Source organism: Variovorax sp. 05T418 (genome assembly GCF_056396385.1).
Genome location: NZ_JBFTLJ010000001.1, coordinates 339,887 through 358,677, shown reverse-complemented (window position 1 = coordinate 358,677; position 18,791 = coordinate 339,887). Strand labels below are relative to the sequence as shown.

General features: G+C 69.7%; 18 protein-coding genes. 3 read left to right on the top strand and 15 right to left on the bottom strand.

What is annotated here, in order from left to right; all coding sequences use genetic code 11:
• Nucleotides 1–16: 16 nt before the first annotated feature.
• The gene (locus AC1DMS_RS01790) at nucleotides 17–478 is read right to left on the bottom strand and encodes a hypothetical protein (RefSeq protein ID WP_478180624.1); all 462 of its coding nucleotides are present in this window, start codon (nucleotides 476–478) and stop codon (nucleotides 17–19) included.
• A gap of 133 nt (nucleotides 479–611) precedes the next feature.
• Between AC1DMS_RS01790 and AC1DMS_RS01785 the strand changes: the two genes are divergently transcribed.
• The gene (locus AC1DMS_RS01785; RefSeq protein ID WP_015865537.1) at nucleotides 612–1,157 is read left to right on the top strand and encodes a DUF4256 domain-containing protein; all 546 of its coding nucleotides are present in this window, start codon (nucleotides 612–614) and stop codon (nucleotides 1,155–1,157) included.
• 6 nt (nucleotides 1,158–1,163) lie between these two features.
• On the opposite strand, the gene AC1DMS_RS01780 is transcribed toward AC1DMS_RS01785, so the two are convergent.
• Nucleotides 1,164–2,957 carry a tannase/feruloyl esterase family alpha/beta hydrolase gene (locus AC1DMS_RS01780; RefSeq protein ID WP_015865538.1) on the bottom strand — a complete coding sequence of 598 codons (1,794 nt, stop codon included), beginning with the start codon at nucleotides 2,955–2,957 and terminating at the stop codon, nucleotides 1,164–1,166.
• 112 nt (nucleotides 2,958–3,069) lie between these two features.
• The gene (locus AC1DMS_RS01775) at nucleotides 3,070–3,762 is read right to left on the bottom strand and encodes a Crp/Fnr family transcriptional regulator (RefSeq protein WP_015865539.1); all 693 of its coding nucleotides are present in this window, start codon (nucleotides 3,760–3,762) and stop codon (nucleotides 3,070–3,072) included.
• 173 nt (nucleotides 3,763–3,935) lie between these two features.
• Here AC1DMS_RS01775 and AC1DMS_RS01770 point away from each other — a divergent pair, with 173 nt between their 5' ends.
• Together AC1DMS_RS01770 and AC1DMS_RS01765 are read left to right on the top strand one after the other, a co-directional pair.
• Nucleotides 3,936–6,116 (top strand): molybdopterin cofactor-binding domain-containing protein, encoded by a 2,181-nt coding sequence (locus AC1DMS_RS01770; RefSeq protein ID WP_015865540.1) that lies wholly within the window; start codon nucleotides 3,936–3,938, stop codon nucleotides 6,114–6,116.
• Between the two features lie 10 nt (nucleotides 6,117–6,126).
• The gene (locus AC1DMS_RS01765) at nucleotides 6,127–6,585 is read left to right on the top strand and encodes a (2Fe-2S)-binding protein (RefSeq protein ID WP_015865541.1); all 459 of its coding nucleotides are present in this window, start codon (nucleotides 6,127–6,129) and stop codon (nucleotides 6,583–6,585) included.
• Here the strand turns inward: AC1DMS_RS01765 and AC1DMS_RS01760 are convergent.
• The 12 genes from AC1DMS_RS01760 to AC1DMS_RS01705 form a co-directional block, all read right to left on the bottom strand.
• On the bottom strand, nucleotides 6,582–6,998 hold the full coding sequence (locus tag AC1DMS_RS01760) for a type II toxin-antitoxin system RelE/ParE family toxin (protein ID WP_015865542.1): 417 nt from the start codon (nucleotides 6,996–6,998) through the stop codon (nucleotides 6,582–6,584). The genes AC1DMS_RS01765 and AC1DMS_RS01760 overlap by 4 nt on opposite strands.
• A 1-nt stretch (nucleotide 6,999) precedes the next feature.
• On the bottom strand, nucleotides 7,000–7,311 hold the full coding sequence (locus AC1DMS_RS01755; RefSeq protein WP_015865543.1) for a type II toxin-antitoxin system Phd/YefM family antitoxin: 312 nt from the start codon (nucleotides 7,309–7,311) through the stop codon (nucleotides 7,000–7,002).
• A 167-nt stretch (nucleotides 7,312–7,478) separates the two neighbouring features.
• Nucleotides 7,479–9,689: an aldehyde oxidoreductase molybdenum-binding subunit PaoC gene (gene paoC, locus AC1DMS_RS01750; RefSeq protein WP_015865544.1), complete on the bottom strand. Its 2,211-nt coding sequence runs from the start codon at nucleotides 9,687–9,689 to the stop codon at nucleotides 7,479–7,481.
• A 5-nt stretch (nucleotides 9,690–9,694) separates the two neighbouring features.
• Nucleotides 9,695–10,645: an FAD binding domain-containing protein gene (locus AC1DMS_RS01745; protein WP_015865545.1), complete on the bottom strand. Its 951-nt coding sequence runs from the start codon at nucleotides 10,643–10,645 to the stop codon at nucleotides 9,695–9,697.
• Complete coding sequence (gene paoA / locus AC1DMS_RS01740) at nucleotides 10,642–11,289, bottom strand: aldehyde dehydrogenase iron-sulfur subunit PaoA (RefSeq protein WP_015865546.1); 648 nt, start codon at nucleotides 11,287–11,289, stop codon at nucleotides 10,642–10,644. Before paoA ends, AC1DMS_RS01745 begins: the two co-directional genes overlap by 4 nt.
• 230 nt (nucleotides 11,290–11,519) lie before the next feature.
• The gene (locus AC1DMS_RS01735; protein ID WP_015865547.1) at nucleotides 11,520–12,482 is read right to left on the bottom strand and encodes an AraC family transcriptional regulator; all 963 of its coding nucleotides are present in this window, start codon (nucleotides 12,480–12,482) and stop codon (nucleotides 11,520–11,522) included.
• A gap of 170 nt (nucleotides 12,483–12,652) precedes the next feature.
• Nucleotides 12,653–13,642, bottom strand: coding sequence for a tripartite tricarboxylate transporter substrate binding protein (locus AC1DMS_RS01730; protein WP_015865548.1), 990 nt, complete (start codon nucleotides 13,640–13,642; stop codon nucleotides 12,653–12,655).
• Complete coding sequence (locus AC1DMS_RS01725) at nucleotides 13,639–14,904, bottom strand: SDR family oxidoreductase (protein WP_015865549.1); 1,266 nt, start codon at nucleotides 14,902–14,904, stop codon at nucleotides 13,639–13,641. The genes AC1DMS_RS01730 and AC1DMS_RS01725 overlap by 4 nt, the downstream gene beginning before the upstream one ends.
• Nucleotides 14,904–15,452, bottom strand: coding sequence for a nuclear transport factor 2 family protein (locus AC1DMS_RS01720; protein WP_015865550.1), 549 nt, complete (start codon nucleotides 15,450–15,452; stop codon nucleotides 14,904–14,906). The genes AC1DMS_RS01725 and AC1DMS_RS01720 overlap by 1 nt, the downstream gene beginning before the upstream one ends.
• A gap of 73 nt (nucleotides 15,453–15,525) precedes the next feature.
• Complete coding sequence (locus AC1DMS_RS01715; protein ID WP_015865551.1) at nucleotides 15,526–15,906, bottom strand: VOC family protein; 381 nt, start codon at nucleotides 15,904–15,906, stop codon at nucleotides 15,526–15,528.
• Nucleotides 15,903–16,661 (bottom strand): glucose 1-dehydrogenase, encoded by a 759-nt coding sequence (locus AC1DMS_RS01710; protein WP_015865552.1) that lies wholly within the window; start codon nucleotides 16,659–16,661, stop codon nucleotides 15,903–15,905. The genes AC1DMS_RS01715 and AC1DMS_RS01710 overlap by 4 nt, the downstream gene beginning before the upstream one ends.
• Nucleotides 16,658–18,790, bottom strand: a complete 2,133-nt coding sequence (locus AC1DMS_RS01705; RefSeq protein ID WP_015865553.1) for an acetate--CoA ligase family protein — start codon at nucleotides 18,788–18,790, stop codon at nucleotides 16,658–16,660. Before AC1DMS_RS01705 ends, AC1DMS_RS01710 begins: the two co-directional genes overlap by 4 nt.
• Nucleotide 18,791: the final 1 nt, after the last annotated feature.

Genomic DNA, 18,791 nt, shown 5'->3' with positions numbered 1-18,791 from the left:
TCCCGCAGGTGCCCCGCTACCGGCGATACATGTAGACCTGCCCCTCGACGCCGTGTCCGAGGTGCGTTGCGCCGGACGAGACCGGGTCGAGCCTGCAGCACGCCTCGACCGAATCTGCATGCGATTGCGGCACCACGATCATGACTTCGCGCAGGCCCGAATCGAGGGCGTAGTCGACCAGGACATCGGCGACCTGCGTCAGCAGTTCCACGGAAGCGTGCGCCCCGCTCAGCGTCACGCAGACATGCCCGATGCCCGCCACGGCCTCGGAACGCGGCTCGAGGATCGCATTGGCGATGCCGATGCGCTCGCCGTCTTCGGAGAGGACGTCGAAGAAGACCACGGGCGCGCCGGTGGCGACGTAGGTCTTCTGCGAGCGGGCGGCAATCTGGAACCCCTCGCCCACCATCCTGGCCGGAAGATCGATCTCTTTCCCCGGTGCCGGAGTGCGGAGCAACGAACGGGCTGGACTGGTCATGGCGAGACCTCCATCGGCAAGCGATTTCCTGCGCGGGGCAAAAGCTTAATCCCGCGGGCCGCGCATGTCATCTGGCAAACTGTCACGCGCAAGGCAGACCTGCAACCAACCCCAACGCACTCATTCAAGAACCATGAAGGCGCAAGAACGGGAAGCGCTGCTCCAGGCCCTGAAGACCCGCTTCGAGAAGAACATGCACCGGCACAGGGCCATCGCGTGGGCCGACGTGCAAACCAGGCTCGAGGCCCATCCCGGCGCGCTGAAGTCGCTGCACGGGATGGAGGCCACGGGCGGGGAACCCGACCTCATCGGCCAGGACAGGAAGACCGGCCGCCTCAGCTTCTGCGACTGCTCCGCGGAGACCCCCGGCGGCCGCCGCAGCCTCTGCTACGACCGCGAAGCGCTCGACGCCCGCAAGGAACACAAGCCAGAGAGCAGCGCGGTCGAGATGGCCGCCGCGATGGGCATCGAGCTTCTCACCGAGGAGCAGTACCGGAACCTGCAGGCGCTCGGCGAGTTCGACCTCAAGACCTCGAGCTGGATCCAGGCACCGCCGGAGATCCGGGCGCTCGGCGGCGCCCTCTTCGGCGATCGGCGCTACGGCCGCGTGTTCGTCTATCACAACGGCGCGCAGTCGTACTACGCGGCCAGGGGCTTTCGCGGGTTGCTTCGCGTGTAGGCCCGCCTACTTGCAGGCGAAGCTGGCAGCCGATTCGAGATCGCCGCCCACGTAGGTCGCCACCTTCGGATACGGGCACAGGGGCCGGGTGCGGGTGGCCGACCAGCCGGCGGGCAGTTCCGTGTTGACCACGTTGGCCCCCGCACCGCGCGCGGCGGCGACCACGGCATCCGGCGCCTTGCCCTTCTCCACCCAGGCCACCAGCGGCGTCAGCATGTCGAACTGGTCCGTGGCCGGGCCTCGCCCGCAGTGGTTCATGCCGGGCACCGGGAAGAAGCGCGCAAAGCCGGAGGCATCGCCGCCATTGGCCGCGCGCAACTCGTCGTACCAGCGCGTCGTGTCGTCCGACGAGAACACCGCGTCGCTGGTGCCGTGATAGACCATGAGCTTGCTGCCGCGGTCGCGCAGCACCGCGAGGTTGCCCGGGTTCGGCGGCGTCATGAAGGACATGGCCGACTCGGTGTAGAGCGCGGTGGTCGCGAAGATGCCCGGCGCATCGGCGTCCATGCTGAAGCCCAGCGCAAAGTCGATGCCCGAGGGACGGCTCGTGCCCAGCGGCGGCGAGCTGAACACGAAGCCGACCGCGGCCGTGTCCAGGTTCTGCGAGTTGGAGAACTTCCATTGCCGCCAATCGGCGCCGTTGATGCCCGCGTCATACGGAAAGCCGTTGTAGAGCGCAGTGCCCGCGGTGTTGCGCGCACCGCCGAAGACGTTGTCGAGCACCGTCTTCTGCGCGGCCGTGAGGCAGCTGCCGTCGCGCGCGCCGCTGCAGGTGGGCACGTCGGTGGCCAGCTTGAAGGCCGTCTTGCAGGCCTGCACATTCGCGACGATGCCGTCGGTTGCGCCGTCGAGCGCGTCGCACTTGGCCCGCACGGCGCCGGCGACCGTGTCCATCTCCGCCTGCGTGAAGGCCGTCTGCAGGTCCGGCTTGCCGGCCGGCGTGTTGGCGGTCGTCACCTGCACGTACTGCTGCACGCCGTAGAGCTGCGCGACCGCGGCCTTCGGCAGGTTGAAGCCGGGATTGCCCGCCAAGATGCCGTCGTAATCGTTGGCGGAGCGCGCGGCCGCAACCATCGCATGGCGGCCGCCGTTCGAGCAGCCGCCGAAGTAGGAGCGGTCGGCCGCGCGGCCATAGGCCTTGGCGATCAGGTTCTTGGCCATCGGCGTGAGCTGCGCGACGGCGTTGTAGCCGTAGGCCAGGCGCGCCTGCGGATCGATGCCGAAGACCGGGTTCTGCGCGCCCGAGTGGCCCGCATCGGAGCTGATCACGGCAAAGCCCATGTGCAGCGCAGTGGTCGTGGGCGACCCGCCCCCGACGCCGCCCGTGGCCGGCACCACGCTTCCGTCCAGCCCGCCGTTGGCCTGGTAGAAGAAGCGCCCGTTCCAGTCGACCGGCAGGCGCATCTCGAAGCCGATCGCATAGGTGCGGCCGTCGACGCTGCTGCTGCGCTCGTTCATCTTTCCCTGCACCAGGCAGTGCGCCGGCGTGGGTGTGCCCACGCCCGCCACCGTGAGGGTGCCGGCCGCCACGGAAGTGATGCTGGTGTAGGCCGTGCCATTGAAGGCGGCCTTGCTCGCGAGGTCGCTGCACGACTGCAGCGTGCCGGGCCTCGCCTCCCGCGAGGCCGCGGGCGGCGGTGCGGGTGGCGCAGGCGGCGGTGCCGCCGGCGCGGCCGGAACGATCGGCAGGAACGCAAAGCCGCCGCTCCCGCCGCCGCCTCCGCCACAGGCCGCGAGCAATGCGGCCGCACCCACCGCGGCCCATGCCGGCCGCCAGGACGATGACACGATGTGATCCATGCTGGTCTCCTCGGCCGGCGGCACCGTCGGCCACAAAGGTTATTGAAGATAACCAATGTAGTTTTGATTCATAACCAAAAAACGAGGACAAACCCGGATACCGCCGGCTGCGCTAGGAGCTCCCTTCACCAACGTAGTTGCGCAGCCCTTCAAGATCGATCACCTCGACCCCGCCGTGCTCCACCCGCAGCAGGCCTGCGCGCTCGAGCGCATGCAGCGCCCGGTTGGCGCGCTGGCGCGAGACCGCGGACAGGAGGCCGATCTCGTCCTGGGTCAGGCGTACGAAGCTGCTCGCCTGCGGATAGAGGATCGGGTCGAACAGGCTGGCCAGGCAGCGTGCAATGCGCGCGTCGGGGCCCAGCAGGCGGTCGAACTCCATGAGTCCGATGAACAGGCTCAGGCGGGCATTGATGTGCGACAGCAGGAACCGGTCGAAATCGAGGTTCGTCGACACCAGGCGTTCGAAGGTATGGCGCGGCACGCAGGCCACGCGCGTCGGACGCATGGCCACGCCGTCGTAGCGCCAGGGGCCGGGTTTCAGCAGCGAGCCTTCGCCGGCCCAGCCGCCGGAGGTCACGCCGGTGAATGTGGAGACGCGGCCATCGGCCAGCGAGAGCGACATCTTCACCAGGCCCTCGATGACGCCGAGCCAGAGATCCGCGGGCTCGCCGCGGCGCATCACGAAACCGCCGGCCGGCACCTCGCGCTCGTACGACTCGCGCACCACGCGGTCGAGTTCCTCGGCCGCCAGGGTCTGCGCCCACAAGCTCTCGCGGAGCATGGTCTCCATGGCCTTCGACGGCATACGTGCTTCCCTCGCTCGCCTGTTGCTTGCTCGCTCCTCCGTGCACACCGGGGCCTGCGTGGGAAGGCCGGCGAACACATCCGTAAGTAATGTCTTTGAAAAGACATTTTTGTCGCGGCGATCATGACATATTGACTCCCGTTCGCCACACAACCATAAGACTGGAGACAAGGATGGAACATCCCGAATCCGGCGCGGGCCCCACGCCTGCGCCCTCTCATGACGAACCGCCCGGCATGCGCCGGCGCGACCTGCTGGGATATGCGGCCTCCGCGCCGCTGATCTCGGCCGCCGCGGGGCTCGGCGGCCTCGCGGCTCCTTCGTCGGCCCGGGCCGCGATACTGCCGATGACCCCGCCCGACACGACCGACCTGGTCGACATCGGCGATGCGGTGACAGTGACGGCGCTGCCGACCATGCCGCTGGTCAAGGTGAGCAAGCTTGCGGACGGCCGCGTCCGGCTGGAGCTGCCGCGCTTCGAATCGGGCCAGGGCATCGCCACCGCCGCCGCGATGATGCTGGCCGACAAGCTGGGCCTGCCGCTGAACGCGATCGAGGTGGGCTCCGCCGACGCCAGCCCGGAGCTGATGTACAACCAGCTCACCGGAGGCTCCTCGAGCGTGCGCTCGCTGCATGCGGGCATGCCGCTGATCGGCGGGCTGGCCGCGGGCTCCGCCAGCGCGGTGGTCGGCCAGCGCGTGACGCGGCTGGACGCGCTGGACATCGTGACCGGACGCAAGAAGTTCACGCTCGACCAGGCCGTGCCCGACGCGAAGCCGACCATGGTGTGCCGGCCGCCCACCATCAACGGCCAGTTCGTGCGCATCAACAACACGACCGCGGTGATGGGCATGCCCGGCGTCCTGGGCATCGCGCCGATTCCCGCCACCAACGGCATCGTGCCCACGCCGCCCGGCGTGGCGGTGATGGCCGAGACCTTCGGGCAGGCCTGGGCCGCGGTGAACGCGCTCGACGTCACCTGGACCGCGGGCGCGGTCGCCGGCGAGTCCAACGCCAGCATCCAGCAGAAGCTCAAATCCGCGCTGCTGCCCTTCCTGCTGCCGCCGCTGGGCGCGTTGACGGTCGAGGGCGAGTTCGAGTTTGCGGCGGTCTCGCACTGCCCGATGGAAACGGAATGCGCCATTGCCGACGTGCGCGCCGACCGCGCCGAGATCTGGTCCGGCCTGCAGAGCCCGATCGTCACGCAGCAGGCGGTGGCCGCCGACCTGGGCCTGCCGCTGGACAAGGTCAAGGTGCATGCCGTGCCCTCCGGCGGCTCCTTCGGGCGGCGGCTGTTCTGGGACGCAACGCTGCAAGCGGTACAGATCTCCAAGGCGCTGGGCCGGCCCTGCCGCCTGATGTACCACCGCACCGACGACATGCGCCACGGCCGCGTGCGCCCGCCCATGTTCCATCGGGCACGCGCCACGATGCTGCTGGGCCAGGTCATCTCGTTCGAGCAGCGCATCGCCGGCGTGCGGCTCGATACGCGCCACGGTTTCGGCGAGATGCTGGGCGCCGCGGCCATTGCGCTGCCCAACGGATTTCCGCAGACGGTGGGCAACTTCGCCATCGAGCAGGCCATGTTCAAGACCATGGTCAGCTCGCCGTACAACTTCGGCGTCACCACCAAGCTGCTGACGCCGGTGGCGATGGACATCAACACCTGCTCCTACCGCTCGGTGCACATCCAGCCCTCGCGCATGGTGGAGGAGATCCTGGTCGACGAGATGGCCAGGGCGCTGCACAAGGACCCCGTCGCCTTCCGCCTCGAATACCTGCGCCTGCCTCGCGCACGCGCGGTGCTCAAGGCCGTGGCCGAGGCGGCGCAATGGGGCAAGGCCATGCCGGCGGGCTTCGCGCAGGGCGTGGGCGTGCACCAGGAGTCGAAGTCCTTCACCGCCTGCATCGTCGAGATCGACGCGCGCGTGCCCACCGACCTCAAGGTGACCCGCGCCACCATCGCGATCGACGTCGGCACACCCATCAACCCCTCGGGCATCGAGGCGCAGATGCAGGGCGGCCTGTGCGAATCGATCTCCATCGTGCTGACGGCCGGCCTGCACATCCAGAACGGCCTGCCGCTGGAAGGCAGCTACTCGCAGTACCACTTCGCGCGCATGAAGAACTACCCGAAGGACGTGAAGGTCATCATCATGCCCCCCACGAGCGGCGAGGCGATCGGCGGCCTGGGCGAGGTAGGCCTGTCGGCCAGCTCGGGCGCGATCGCCAACGCCTATGCGCGCGCCACCGGCAAGAAGCCGCGGAGTTTTCCGCTGAACTTCCCCGTCGATTTCACCCCCATCCCCCCGGGCAAGCTGCCCACGCCGGTCGTCGTGCCGGTACCCCACTGAGGAGCCCGCCATGCCTGTGCAATCTTTCAAGGTGAACGGCGGCAACGTCGACGTCGAGGCGCCCGACGACATGGCCCTGCTCTGGGTGCTGCGCGACAAGCTCGGCATCACCGGCCCGAAGTACGGCTGCGGCATCAACGTGTGCAAGGCCTGTACCTGCCACGTGGACGGCAAGGCGGTCACCACCTGCTCCACGCGGGTGGCCGACGTGCGCGGCCGGCAGGTCACGACCATCGAGGGCCTGGCCAACGGCAACGTGCTGCATCCGGTGCAGCAGGCCTGGATGAACCTCGACGTGCCGCAATGCGGCTTCTGCCAGCCGGGCCAGATCATGGCGGCGGTCGACCTGCTGCGGCGCACCCGCAACCCGACCGACGCGGACATCGACGCCATCGAGAACGTGTGCCGCTGCGGCACCTACGGCCGCGTGCGCGAAGCGATCAAGGCGGCCGCGGCGATGATGGGTTAGCGGGTTGGCCAATCGAAGCCGAGCTGCCTGTGGTGCTTGATCGCCAACAACTGAACAATGCCCGCATCACCTGGATCGCCATCGGACACAAGGTACAGGACCAGGTATTCATCCATCACGTATTCGCGCACCTCGGCATTGGGGCCCAAAGCGGACAGCTGCAAGCCAATGCGCTCGAGAAGCCGCTTGGCCTCGACGGATTCGACGGCCCGGTTCAGGAACCGCCGGCCCATGCGAGGGTGCCGCTGCAGGTTCGGAACAACGACGTCGGTCAGCGCATCGAGCAGGCGCTCATAGCCTTGCGCAAAGTCGTTGTCGAGCCAGAATGCTTCGATGCTTTCGAGGTTCGATGCAAAGTTGCGCGCGTACTGCACGCGCGCCAGTGCCGCCCCTTCTTCTTCGCGGCCAGCCATTTCAGCCGGCAGTGCCGCCGGAACGCGCCTTGCGCTTGAGTTTCAGCTCCGCCAGGCCTTCCAGCGCATCGACCGTGCGGCCGGCCTGCACGTCCGCCACCCCCCGTTCGACCTCGTCGAGCAACAGCAGGTGGATGCGTGCACGCTCCAGCCGGTGATAGTGGTCAAGCCGTTTGGCATCGATCACGGCCACAGCCGGTTCGCCGTTCTTCGTGATGATTTTTTCCGCGCCGTTCTGCACTTCGAGTACGAGGTCCGAAAGATGGGTGCGCGCTGTTGAAAATGGAACGATGTCGCGAACGGAAATAGACATGCGAATCTCCGAGAGCCGAGAAGTGCTCGATATTTTGCTCATTTTAGAGCCTTCCCAGCCCTTGCAGCTCAAGCAAGATCGATCCGTCGTCTTCTCAGGCGCACGGGGCGGTCCAATTTGTTGAATATCGGCCATGCACGATCGCCTTCGCGACCGCGCTCCTCTCCTCACACCACCGGCGGCAACCGGTCCAGCAGCTTGTCGAGCGTGATCGGATAGTTGCGCACCCGGACGCCCGTGGCGTTGTAGACCGCGTTGGCCACTGCGGCCGCGACGCCGCATATGCCCAGTTCCCCGACGCCCTTGGCCTTCATCGGCGAGGAGATCGGGTCGGTCTCGTCGAGGAAGATCACCTCCTGGTGGGGAATGTCGGCATGCACCGGCACCTCGTAGCCCGCGAGGTCGTGGTTGACGAAGAAACCATGCCGCTTGTCGAGCGCCAGCTCTTCCATCAGCGCCCCGCCGACGCCCATCGTCATGGCACCGATCACCTGGCTGCGCGCCGATTTGGGGTTCAGGATGCGCCCCGCCGCGCACACCGCGAGCATGCGCCGCACGCGGATCTCGCCGGTGGCGGCGTCGACGCCCACCTCCACGAAATGCGCGCCGAAGGTGGACTGCTGGTACTTCTTGTCGAGGTCGCCGTACTCGATGCCGTCCTCGGCCATCAAACCTTCGGCGCCCGCCGCTTCGGCGAGCGGCACCGCACGCTCGCCGGCGCGCACCATGCCGTCGGCAAATTCCACGTCAACCGCGCCGAAGCCCAGCTTGCTCGCGACGGCCTCGCGCAGCTTCATGCAGGCTGCGTAGACACCCGAGGTGGAGTTGTTGGCGCCCCACTGCCCGCCCGAGCCGGACGACACGGGATAGGCCGAATCGCCCAGGCGCACGAGCACCCGGTCCAGCGGCACGCCCATGGTCTCGGCGGCGGTCTGCGCAATGATGGTGTACGTGCCGGTGCCGATGTCGGTCATGTCGGTTTCCACCGTGACCATGCCCCGGTTGTCCAGCCGCACACGCGCGGCCGACTTCATCAGGAGGTTGTTGCGGAACGCCGCGGCCATGCCCATTCCCACGAGCCAGCGACCGTCGCGCTGCTGCCCCGGCGTGGCATTGCGCCGGCTCCAGCCGAAGCGCTCGGCGCCCGTGCGCAGGCATTCGACCAGCCTGCGCTGCGAAAACGGACGCTGCGGCTTCTCCGGATCGACCTGCGTGTCGTTGCGCACGCGGAATTCGACCGGGTCGAGCGCGAGCTTCTCCGCCATCTCGTCCATCGCGATTTCCAGCGCCATCATGCCCGGCGCCTCGCCGGGCGCGCGCATGGCGTTGCCCTCGGGCAGGTCCAGCACGGCCAGCCGCGTGGTCGTCAGGCGGTTGGCACCGGCGTACAGCAGCCGGCTCTGGTTGACCGCGGTTTCCGGCTGTCCGCCCGGCAAGTCGCCGGACCAGCCTTCGTGCGCGATGGCGGTGATCTTGCCGTCTCTCTCGGCGCCGATGCGGATGCGCTGGATGGTCGCGGGCCGGTGCGTGGTGTTGTTCATCATCAAGGGCCGCTGCAAGGCCACCTTCACGGGCCGCTTGGCCGCCCGGGCGCCCAGCGCGGCCAGCAATGCATCGGCGCGCACGAACAGCTTGCCGCCAAAGCCGCCGCCGATGAAAGGCGAAACGAGGCGCACGTTCGCCTTCGGGATGCCGAGCGTCTTGGCGACATCGCCGACGCCCCAGGCAATCATCTGGTTCGAGGTCCAGATGGTGAGCTTGTCGCCCTGCCACTGTGCCATGGAGGCGTGCGGCTCCATCATGGCGTGCGATTCGTCGGGCGTGGTGTAGGTGGCATCGAGCTGCACGGGGGCCGCGGCGAACGCGCCCGCGAAGTCGCCCGCCTTTGTCAGCGGCTCGCCGGAAAACGGATCGGCCTTGGGCATCTGCGCCGCATCCTTTTCGGCGGCCAGGTCGAAGCGGCCCGGCGCACGCGTGTAGGCGATGCGCACCAGCTGCGCCGCGGCGCGCGCCTGCTCGAAGGTGTTGGCGACGACCAATGCGACCGCCTGGTGGTAGTGGTCGATCTCGGGGCCGCCCAGGAGTTTGGCCGTGTTGAAGTCGCCCTTGCCGAGCTTGCCGGCATTGCGCGCCGTGACGATGGCCAGCACGCCCGGCGCGGCGCGCGCGGCGTCCAGGTCCATCGAGGCGATGCGGCCTTTCGCTATGCCGGCGCCCACCACCCAGCCGTAGGCGGCGTTGGGTACTTCGGTGTGGCGTTCGTAGGCGTAGCGTGCGGTGCCGGTGGTCTTCATCGGGCCGTCGATGCGGTCGGTCGGCTTGCCGATGATCTTGAGCTGGTCGATCGGATTGGTCGTGGCGGGCGTGTCGAATTTCATGCTGCTCAGCTCCTTGCTTGCGCCAGTGCCGCGGCCAGCGCGCGCTCGGCCAACGGCAACTTGAATGCGTTCTCGTGCGTCGTCTGCGCGCCGGCCAGCAGCTGCGCGGCCACCGCCTTGGCGCCCTGCGGCATGGCCGCCTCCGCGGCCTCCACGCGCCACGGCTTGTGCGCCACGCCGCCCAGCGCGACGCGGCCCGAGCCGTCGCGCTGCACGACCGCCGCCACGGACACCAGCGCAAAGGCGTAGGAGGCGCGGTCGCGCACCTTGCGGTAGATCTGCGTGCCGCCGATCGGCTTGGGGAGCGTCACGCCGGTGATCAGCTCGCCCTGCTCCAGCGCCGTCTCGATGTGCGGCGTGTTGCCGGGCAGCCGGTGGAAGTCGGCGATCGGGATCACGCGCGTGCGGCCGTCGGGGCGCACCGTCTCCACCGCCGCGTCGAGCACGCGCATCGCCACGGCCATGTCGCTCGGATTGGTGGCGATGCAGGCCGTGCTCGTGCCGACCACCGCGTGCTGGCGCGTGATGCCGCCGATGGCGCTGCAGCCGCTGCCGGGCTGGCGCTTGTTGCAGGGCTGGTCGGTGTCGTAGAAGTAGGGGCAGCGCGTGCGCTGCAGCAGGTTGCCCGCCGTCGTGGCCTTGTTGCGCAACTGGCCGGAGGCGCCGGCCAGCAGTGCGCGCGACAGCACGCCGTAGTCGCGGCGCACGCGCTCGTCGGCGGCCAGGTCGGTGTTGCGCACCAGCGCGCCGATGCGCAGGCCGCCCTCGGGCGTCGGCTCGATCTTGTCCAGCGCCAGGCCGTTCACGTCGACCAGGTGCGTGGGCGCCTCGATCTGCAGCTTCATCAGGTCCAGCAGGTTGGTGCCGCCCGCAATGAACTTGGCGCCAGGGTGGCGCGCAACCGCCGCCGCGGCCTGCGCGGGCGACTGCGCCTTCTCGTAGGTGAAAGGCTTCATGTGCGGCTCCCGGCCACTTCGGTGATGGCATCGACGATGTTGGAGTAGGCGCCGCAGCGGCAGATGTTGCCGCTCATGCGCTCGCGCAATTCCTCGGCCGACAGCAGCGGACGCGCGGTGAGATCGGCGCTCACGTGGCTCGGCACGCCGCGCTTGATCTCGTCGAGCACGGCCACCGCCGAGCAGATCTGCCCGGGCGTGCAGTAGCCGCACTGGTAGCCGTCGTGCTTGACGAAGGCGGCCTGCAGCGGGTGCATGTTCTGCGGCGTGCCCAGGCCCTCGATGGTGGTGACCTGCGCGCCGTCATGCATGACCGCGAGCGTCAGGCAGGAATTGATGCGCCGGCCATCGAGGAGGACCGTGCAGGCGCCGCACTGGCCATGGTCGCAGCCCTTCTTGGTGCCGGCCAGGTGCAGGTGCTCGCGCAGTGCATCGAGCAAGGTGGTGCGCGTGTCGAGCTCGAGCGAATGCACCTGCCCGTTGACGTTCAGCGAGAGCTTCGCGCGGGGTCCTGGCGTTGCGGCTGCCTTGGGGGCCGCGGCTTCGGCAGGCGCCGAAGAAGAAACCGCCGCCGCGGTGGCGGTGGCGGCGCCGGCAATGAGTGCGTCGCGCCGCGAGATCAAGGGAATCGTGGGACTGTCCATGTCGGCTCCTGTTGTTCGAGGTTCGGGTGCATCGATCGGCCATCGTTTCCCTTTCTGATATCACGCGCCATCGGCGGTCGCAATAGGAGAACGGATGCCATGCACCTGCGAACAGTTTCATCGTGTCTTCGGCTCCTTATTTTTCTGGCGCCGCGCGGGGATTGGTAGGGCATTCCGCTTGTTTTCTTGCCCAATCCGCTGAGCTCGAAAGCTCCTGAGAACGGAAGTTCCTATGCCGGGTTCGCCAGCGCGTGCCTGGGCATATCGGTGCCCCTGGCCGCCCCTCGCAGCACCTCGATGTCTCGCGTGGGCGGTGCACCGAACAGCCGGCTGTACTCGCGGCTGAACTGCGAAGGACTTTCATAGCCGACCCTGAACGCCGCGCCCGCGGCATCGAAGTGTTCGCTCAGCATCAGGCGCTTTGCTTCGTTCAGCCGCAGCCACTTCTGGTACTGCAGCGGGCTCATCGCGGTGAGCTGGCGAAAGTGATGGTGGAAGGTGGGCGCACTCATCTGCACGCGCGCCGCGAGTTCGTCGATGCGAAGCGGCAAGGCGTAGTTCAGCTTCAGCCAGTCGATGGCCCGCGCGATCCGGTAGCCCTGCCCGTCCACCGAGGCAATCTGCCGCAGCCGCGCGGCCTGGTCGCTCATCAACAGCCGGTAGTGGATCTCGCGCTGGATCAGCGGGGCAAGAACGGGAATGGCATGCGGCTCGTCCAGCAGTTCGAGCAGGCGCGCGAACGGGTTCAGGATCGCAGGCGTGGCCGCGCCGATGCCCACCCCCACGCCGACCGGGCGATCGCGCGGCGGCGGCAGGCCGCCCTGCGCAATCAGCTCGGCCAGTATGCGCACGTCGAGCGTCAAGACCAGGCCCAGGCAGGGCTGCCCGGGGCTTGCCACCATCACCTCCGAATTGGCGGGCACGTTCAGCGAGGTGACGAGGAACCGCGAGGTGTCGTAGGCATAGGCCTCGCCGCCCACCCACATCTGCTTGGCGCCCTGGGCAACGAGCACGATGCTCGGCTCGAGCATGCAGACGGCGGGCGGCGCGGGGCATTCGCGCCTGAAGAAGGCCAGGCCCGCGATCGGTGTTTCGAAATCGCCCGCGCCCGGCGTGCGCGCGCCGATGACCTGCGCCATCGCGTGCTGTGGTGGCCTGCCCTCGGCGGCCGTGTCGTGGTGTCTGGGGACCATGCTGCTTGGAGCCTCTGCAGAAGACTCTAGCGCGCCAGGCCAGGCTTCATCTCCAAACGAAGGGTAGAGCCAGAGGATCAGGCAAGAAATTCAGCGGAATACGCAACCGATGGCCTGTGCGTCTGCCGCGGTCTCGCTCGAACAACTCCTCATCCGCCAGCGGCAGGCACTCAGTCGAGCCGCAGCCTGGCGACCTTGGCCAGCGACTGCCAGGCCGCGAGGTCGCGCCGCACGGTGGCCGCGAACTGGTCGGCATCCTTGACCGGCGGGCGCGGCATGTTCTGCGCGGCGAACTTCTGGACGATCTCGTCGGCCGAGAGAATGCGGTTGATCTCCTGGTTCAGGCGCAGCACCACCTCGCGCGGCGTGCCGGCCGGCGCGAAGACGCCGTACCAGCCGTCCGCATCGAAGCGGTAGCCCTGCTCGGTCAGCGTGGGCACGTCGGGCAGTGCCGGCCCGCGCGCGGAGCCGGTGCAGCCCAGTGCCCGCAGCTTGCCGCTGCGGATGTGGGGCACCGGCGACGCGATGTCGACAAAGCCCACGCCGATGCTGTTGCCCAGCAGGTCGCTCAGCAGCGGCGAGACGCCCTTGTAGGGCACGTGCACCAGGTCCATGCCGTACTGCGCCTTGAGACCCTCCATCACCAGGTGGCCGGTCGATCCGCTGCCCCAGGAGCCATAGGCCAGCTTGCCGGGGTTGGCCCTGGCATGGCGCACCAGGTCCGCCAGCGACGCGAGGCCCGTGGCCGGGTTCGCCACCAGCAGGATGCCCGCGGCGCCGACCTGGGCGACGGGCAGCAGGTCCTTCTGCGCGTCATAGGGCATCTTCGGCTGGATGACCGGGTTGATCGCGATGGCCGAGGACGGCGACAGCAGGATCGTGTAGCCGTCGTGCGGTGCCTTGGCGACCGCATCGTTGCCGATCAGGCCGTTGGCGCCGGGCTTGTTGTCCACCACCACGGGCTGCCCGAGCGCCTGCTGCAGCGGCCCGGCCAGAAGGCGCGCGAAGATGTCCGAGCCCGCGCCCGCGGGGCCGGACACGACCATGCGGATGGGGCGTGCCGGCCAGCCGCCGGCTTCGCTGGCGTGCAGCCGCGCTTGCAGCGCGAGCAGCCCCGCGCCGGCGAGCAGGCGGCGGCGGGAAACGAGGGTGTCGGTCATGCGAAGGTCTCCTTGTCTTTGTTCGAGGGTTCGGCCGCGGCGGCGCCGGGCCGCAGCACCTGCCCGGTCAGGAACTGCGCACGCGCGCCGGCCAGGTAGCCGAGCAGCGGCAGGCAAGCGTCGGGCGCGAGGCCGGGCTGCAATTCGAGTGCGTTGATGCGCAGTCCATGCGCGCCCCATTCGGCAGCCAGCGTGGCGACCAGCATGCGGGCCGCTTCGGCATCGCCGGCGAGCGCCCATGGCAACTCCGGATCAGGCTGCGGCAACAGCAGCGTGAGGCTGGCCAGCGCCGCATGGCGCGCGCGGAAGCAGCGGGCCGCGTCGAGCACGGCATCGAGCTGCGCGCCCGGCGGCGCATCGAGCGCGCGGCCGTCGATGACGGCGGGGTAGCTCTGGATGCCGGCGCGGTCCGCATGCGAACGCACCCAGCCATCGAGTGCGGCTTGCCACCGCGGCTTGTGCACCGCCTCGCAATGCGGCTGCAGCAGCGCCTCGAACGGCAGCGGCGCATGCGCGCATGGCGGCAATGGCTGGCTGCCGCCGCAGACGGAGGAGCCCCCATCGAGCACCAGCAGCTGCCCCGTGAGCACGCGCGCATCCGCGCCGGCCAGGAAGCACAGCGCCTCGGCCATGTCCTCGGGCTCGGCCATCCGGCCCATCGGAATCTTCGAGACCGCCTGCGCCGGGTTCAGCCGGCCACCATCGATCAGGCGCTGCACGAGCTCGGTTCGCACGAAGCCCGGCGCGAGCGTGGTCACCGTCCAGTCGGGCCGGGCCTGCGCGAGCGCCCTGCCCTGCGCGATCAGCCCGGCCTTGCTCGGGCTGTAGAGCCCGCGCCACGGAATGGCGCGCAGTCCCGCGCCCGATGCCACGTTGACGATGCGTGCGCCCGGCCGAAGCCGCGGCGCACAGGCCCGCACCATGCGGGCCGGGGCCGCCAGATTGAGCGCCAGCAGGCGCGCGGCCGTGCCGTCGTCGGAGCAGGACGTGGCCTCGGCGCCGCCGGCCGACAGGCCCGCGTTGTTGATGAGGGCATCGAGCGGCGGGATCTCCTGCCCCAGCCGCTCGATCCGCGCAGCATCGGTCAGGTCGGCCACCAGGCCCAGCGGCCGCTCGGCCTCGGCGGGCCAAAGCGCTTCGAGGCGCTGCAGCGCCTGCGCATCGGCATCGACCAGCACGCAGTGCCAGCCGGCGCGCGCGAGGCCCAGCGCCGCCGCACGGCCGATGCCGCCGCCGGCGCCGGTGAGCAGCACCGTGGCCATCAGGCGCCGCCCCGCACTGCGCGCAGCAGCGCATAGACGGCGTCGTGCGGCGCCGCGGTGCCCACCGGCTGGCGCGCGCCGAACAAGGCGGCGTCGGCCTGCTTCAGCTCGGGCCGCGTGCGCTCCTCGATCCAGTCGTAGATCACGGTGCGCGCGGCCACGCGCCACTCGCCGCCGCGGCGCTCGAAGCGGTCCGCATAGCGGCCGCAGAGGAAGGTCTCGCGATCGGGCTGCGCGGCCGTGGCCTGCAATGCGAAGAAGCTGCTTTCCACCGCCGCGGCATCGCCGTGCAGCTCGATCAGCACATTGCCGATCTGGTGGACGCGGCGTCCGCCCTGCCGCAGCTTGGCCAGCGCCTGATCGATGAAGCCGGCGGCGCTGCCGTTCCAGGCGCCGTGGCAGTCCGTGGCGTCCTCCCAGTAGGCCGAACGCAGGGCTTGTTCGTCGCAGCGGTCGATGCCTCGGCAGTAGCGCAGCAGGCAGTCGCGGATCGCCTCGCGGTCCAGCAACTCCTGCAGCGTTGCCGGCCCCGGCACGGAGGCGCTCATTGGTGCACCCTTGGCGCTGCGCGCCTTCCCGCCAGGCGGGAGCAAGCTTGCTTGGGGCGGCCCGGCGCGGTGCTCATGCGGCCGCGGGCGCTGCGCGCCGGAACAGCTGCACCAGGTTGCCCTCGGGATCGCGCAGCGACAGCACGGCGCCGTGGCTGCCCATGTCGCGCAGGCCCAGCACCTGCCCGCCGGCCGCGCCGATGCGCTCCGCTGCGCCCGCGAAGTCGTCCACCTCCAGCACCATCACCAGCCCGTGGGTGGCGGGCGCCGCCTCCTCGGGGCAGGCCAGCGCCACGTTGGTGCCGCCCACGCCGTACTGGATCCAGCGGTCGCCATCGCGGAACTTCATCGGCAGGCCCAGCGCACCTTCGTAGAAGGCATGCAGGCTGGCCGGCTGCTTCGCCACGATGAACACGTTCTGCACCCGCTTGGGCGATTGAACGGCGGCGCTCACAGCGAGGTCTCCGAAGCACCGCCGTCCAGCCGCAGCACGTCCGCATTGAAGAAGCGCGAGGCGTCGCCGGCCAGGAAGCAGATGGCGTCGGCAATATCTTCGACCGTGCCCAGCCGCCCGAGCGGCGTGCGGCCGATGCGCCGCGCATCGAGTTCCGCATTGCGGTGCTTGGCAGTGCCTTCGGTGGGCACGGCGCCGGGCGCGACCGCGTTCACGCGGATGTTGCGCGCGCCCAGGTCGGCGGCCGATGCGCGCGTGATGCCCAGCACGCCGGCCTTGATGCCGCTGTAGACCACCGAGCGCATTGGCGACTTGAAGGCCGCGATGGAGGCCACGTTGACGATGGAGCCGCCGCGCTCCGGATCCATCGCCTCGGCCGCGGCCTGGATGCCCCAGATCACCGACTTGAAGCCGATCTCCACCATGCGGTCCATGACCTCCGGCGTGATCTCGGCCAGCGGCTGGTAGCGCACCCAGGCGGCGTTGTTGACCATCACGTCCAGCCGGCCCGCCTCGCGCGCGAACTGCGCCACGGCCTCGCGCATGCCGTCGCGCGTCGACACGTCGCAGGGCAGCCCGATGGCCTGGCCGCCGAGCGCGCGGATCTCGGCCACGGCCTCCTCCACGAACTCCGGCTTCAGGTCGTTGATGCCGACGGTCGCGCCCAGGCGCGCCATGGCGCGGGCGGTGGCGCGGCCGATGCCGTGGCCCGCGCCGCTGATGAAGGCCGTGCGGCCTGACAAAGACATGTTCATTGCTTGCCTTTCATGGCGTGTTCCTCGGGCACCAGCAGCGCGTCGAGCGCATGCGCGCCGCGGCCCTGTTCCAGCACCACCAGGGGGTTGATGTCGATCTCGCAGACGCTGTCCGCATGCCGCACCGCGAAGCGCGACAGTGCCGCGATGGCCCTCGCGGCCGCCGGCACGTCGGCCCTGGGCCGGCCGCGCGCGCCGTCGAGCAGCGGGAAGGCCTTGAGCGAGCGCAGCATCGCACCGGCCTGTGCCTCGTCGACGGGCGCGGGCTGCAGCGCCACGTCCTTGAATATCTCGGCAAAGATGCCGCCCAGGCCGGCCATCACCATCGGGCCGAACACCGGGTCCTTCTTCGTGCCCAGGATCAGCTCGACGCCGCCCTGCACCATCTGCGCGACCAGCACGCCGGCGATGCGGGCCTTTGGCGCCTTCAGCGCCACGCGCGCCAGCAGCTGCTCGTATTCGTCGCGCAGCTGCGCTTCGGAACGCACGCCGACGAACACGCCGCCGACTTCGGTCTTGTGCGCGATGTCGGGCGAGACGATCTTGAGCACCAGCGGAAAACCCATGTCGCGCGCAGCGGCGAGCGCCTCGTCGAGGCTGCACGCGACCGCCTCCCACGGCACGGGCAGTCCCGCCTCGGCCAGCACCGCCTTGGCGCTGGCCTCGGTGGCGAAAGCCTCGGCGGCCAGCGGCACGCGCGCGATGGCCGGCGCAGCAATCCGTGCGGCATCGCGCGCGCCGAAGCGCAGCAGCGCAGCCAGCGTCGCGCAGGCCGCATCGATGCCCTCGACCACCGGAAAGCCCATCGCGTTGAGCCGTGCGCGCACGTCCTCGGGAGCACGCGCGCACAGCAGGATCAGGCGCGCGGGATGGTCCTTGCGCACCTGCGCGAGCGCCTCCAGGAACACGTCGCGCAGGCGCGGCACATGGAAGGCGTTGGCCGACTGCAGGATCAGCGCGTTGCAGCTGTCGTCGCGCGCCATGGCGTCGAGCATCTGGGCCAGCACCTCGGGCCGGCTTGACACCTGCGCCGTCATGTCCACGGGATTGGACGGCGCGGCAAAGGGCACGGCCGCGAGGATGCGCGCCTGCGTCTGCGCCGCGAGCTTCGGCAGCGCCAGGCCCTGCGCGCTGGCCGCATCGGCCAGCAGCACGCCGAAACCGCCGGAGGCCGTGAGCACCGCCACGCGGTGGCCGCCGGGCACGCGCGCCGGACCGGCCACCGACAGCGCATGGCCAACCTCGAGCAGCAGCTCGATGCTGGGCACGCGCAGTGCGCCGCCCTGGCGCAGCACGGCATCGAACACGGCGTCCGAGCCGGCCAGCGCGCCGGTGTGCGAAGCCGCGGCCGCGCTGCCGGCCTCGGAAACGCCGACCTTGAGCACCACCAGCGGCTTGCCGGCCTCGCGGGCCATCGCCATGGCCTGCATCAGCTTGGCGCCGTCGCGGCAGGTTTCCATGCAGCACAGGATCACCGAGGTGCCGGGGTCGGCCGCCAGCGAGGCGATGGCGTCGGCAATGTCCACGTCGCATTCATTGCCCGTGGTCAGCATGCGGCTGACGCCCAGGCCGCGTTCGCCGGCCATCCGCAGGGTGAAGCTGCCGAGATTGCCGCTCTGCGAGACGATGCCGACCGAGCCCGCCGCGGGAAAGGACGATTCCAGCGCCACCGAGAAAGTGGCGATGCTCTTGTCCGGCACGCCGATCGCGCCCAGGCAGTTGGGGCCGACGATGCGCATGCCGCTGGCGCGCGCCACCTCGCCGATGCGCGCCTGCAGGCGGCTGCCCTCCTCGCCCATTTCGGAGAAACCTGCGGACAGGATGACCGCGGCCTTCACGCCGCGCTGCGCGCAGTCCTGCACCGCGTCGAGCACGCCCGCGGGCGGCACCGCAATCACTGCGAGCTCGGGCACCTCGGGCAGTTCCGCCACACTCGCATAAGCCTGCAGCGACTGCACCAGGCCGCCCTTGCGGTTGATCGGATAGATGCCGCCCCCATAGCCGTACTTCTGCAGGAACTGCAGCGGCCGGCCACCGATCTTGGTGACGTCGTCGGAGGCGCCGAAGATCGCGATCGAGCGCGGCTTGAACAGCGCGTCGAGGCCGTGGCCCACTTGCGTTGCCTGCATC

Coding starts and splice junctions, on each gene's coding strand:
- AC1DMS_RS01790 (WP_478180624.1), bottom strand. CDS start 478: ATGACCAGTCCAGCCCGTTCGTTGCTCCGCACTCCGGCACCGGGGAAA.
- AC1DMS_RS01785 (WP_015865537.1), top strand. CDS start 612: ATGAAGGCGCAAGAACGGGAAGCGCTGCTCCAGGCCCTGAAGACCCGC.
- AC1DMS_RS01780 (WP_015865538.1), bottom strand. CDS start 2,957: ATGGATCACATCGTGTCATCGTCCTGGCGGCCGGCATGGGCCGCGGTG.
- AC1DMS_RS01775 (WP_015865539.1), bottom strand. CDS start 3,762: ATGCCGTCGAAGGCCATGGAGACCATGCTCCGCGAGAGCTTGTGGGCG.
- AC1DMS_RS01770 (WP_015865540.1), top strand. CDS start 3,936: ATGGAACATCCCGAATCCGGCGCGGGCCCCACGCCTGCGCCCTCTCAT.
- AC1DMS_RS01765 (WP_015865541.1), top strand. CDS start 6,127: ATGCCTGTGCAATCTTTCAAGGTGAACGGCGGCAACGTCGACGTCGAG.
- AC1DMS_RS01760 (WP_015865542.1), bottom strand. CDS start 6,998: ATGGCTGGCCGCGAAGAAGAAGGGGCGGCACTGGCGCGCGTGCAGTAC.
- AC1DMS_RS01755 (WP_015865543.1), bottom strand. CDS start 7,311: ATGTCTATTTCCGTTCGCGACATCGTTCCATTTTCAACAGCGCGCACC.
- paoC (WP_015865544.1), bottom strand. CDS start 9,689: ATGAAATTCGACACGCCCGCCACGACCAATCCGATCGACCAGCTCAAG.
- AC1DMS_RS01745 (WP_015865545.1), bottom strand. CDS start 10,645: ATGAAGCCTTTCACCTACGAGAAGGCGCAGTCGCCCGCGCAGGCCGCG.
- paoA (WP_015865546.1), bottom strand. CDS start 11,289: ATGGACAGTCCCACGATTCCCTTGATCTCGCGGCGCGACGCACTCATT.
- AC1DMS_RS01735 (WP_015865547.1), bottom strand. CDS start 12,482: ATGGTCCCCAGACACCACGACACGGCCGCCGAGGGCAGGCCACCACAG.
- AC1DMS_RS01730 (WP_015865548.1), bottom strand. CDS start 13,642: ATGACCGACACCCTCGTTTCCCGCCGCCGCCTGCTCGCCGGCGCGGGG.
- AC1DMS_RS01725 (WP_015865549.1), bottom strand. CDS start 14,904: ATGGCCACGGTGCTGCTCACCGGCGCCGGCGGCGGCATCGGCCGTGCG.
- AC1DMS_RS01720 (WP_015865550.1), bottom strand. CDS start 15,452: ATGAGCGCCTCCGTGCCGGGGCCGGCAACGCTGCAGGAGTTGCTGGAC.
- AC1DMS_RS01710 (WP_015865552.1), bottom strand. CDS start 16,661: ATGAACATGTCTTTGTCAGGCCGCACGGCCTTCATCAGCGGCGCGGGC.
- AC1DMS_RS01705 (WP_015865553.1), bottom strand. CDS start 18,790: ATGCAGGCAACGCAAGTGGGCCACGGCCTCGACGCGCTGTTCAAGCCG.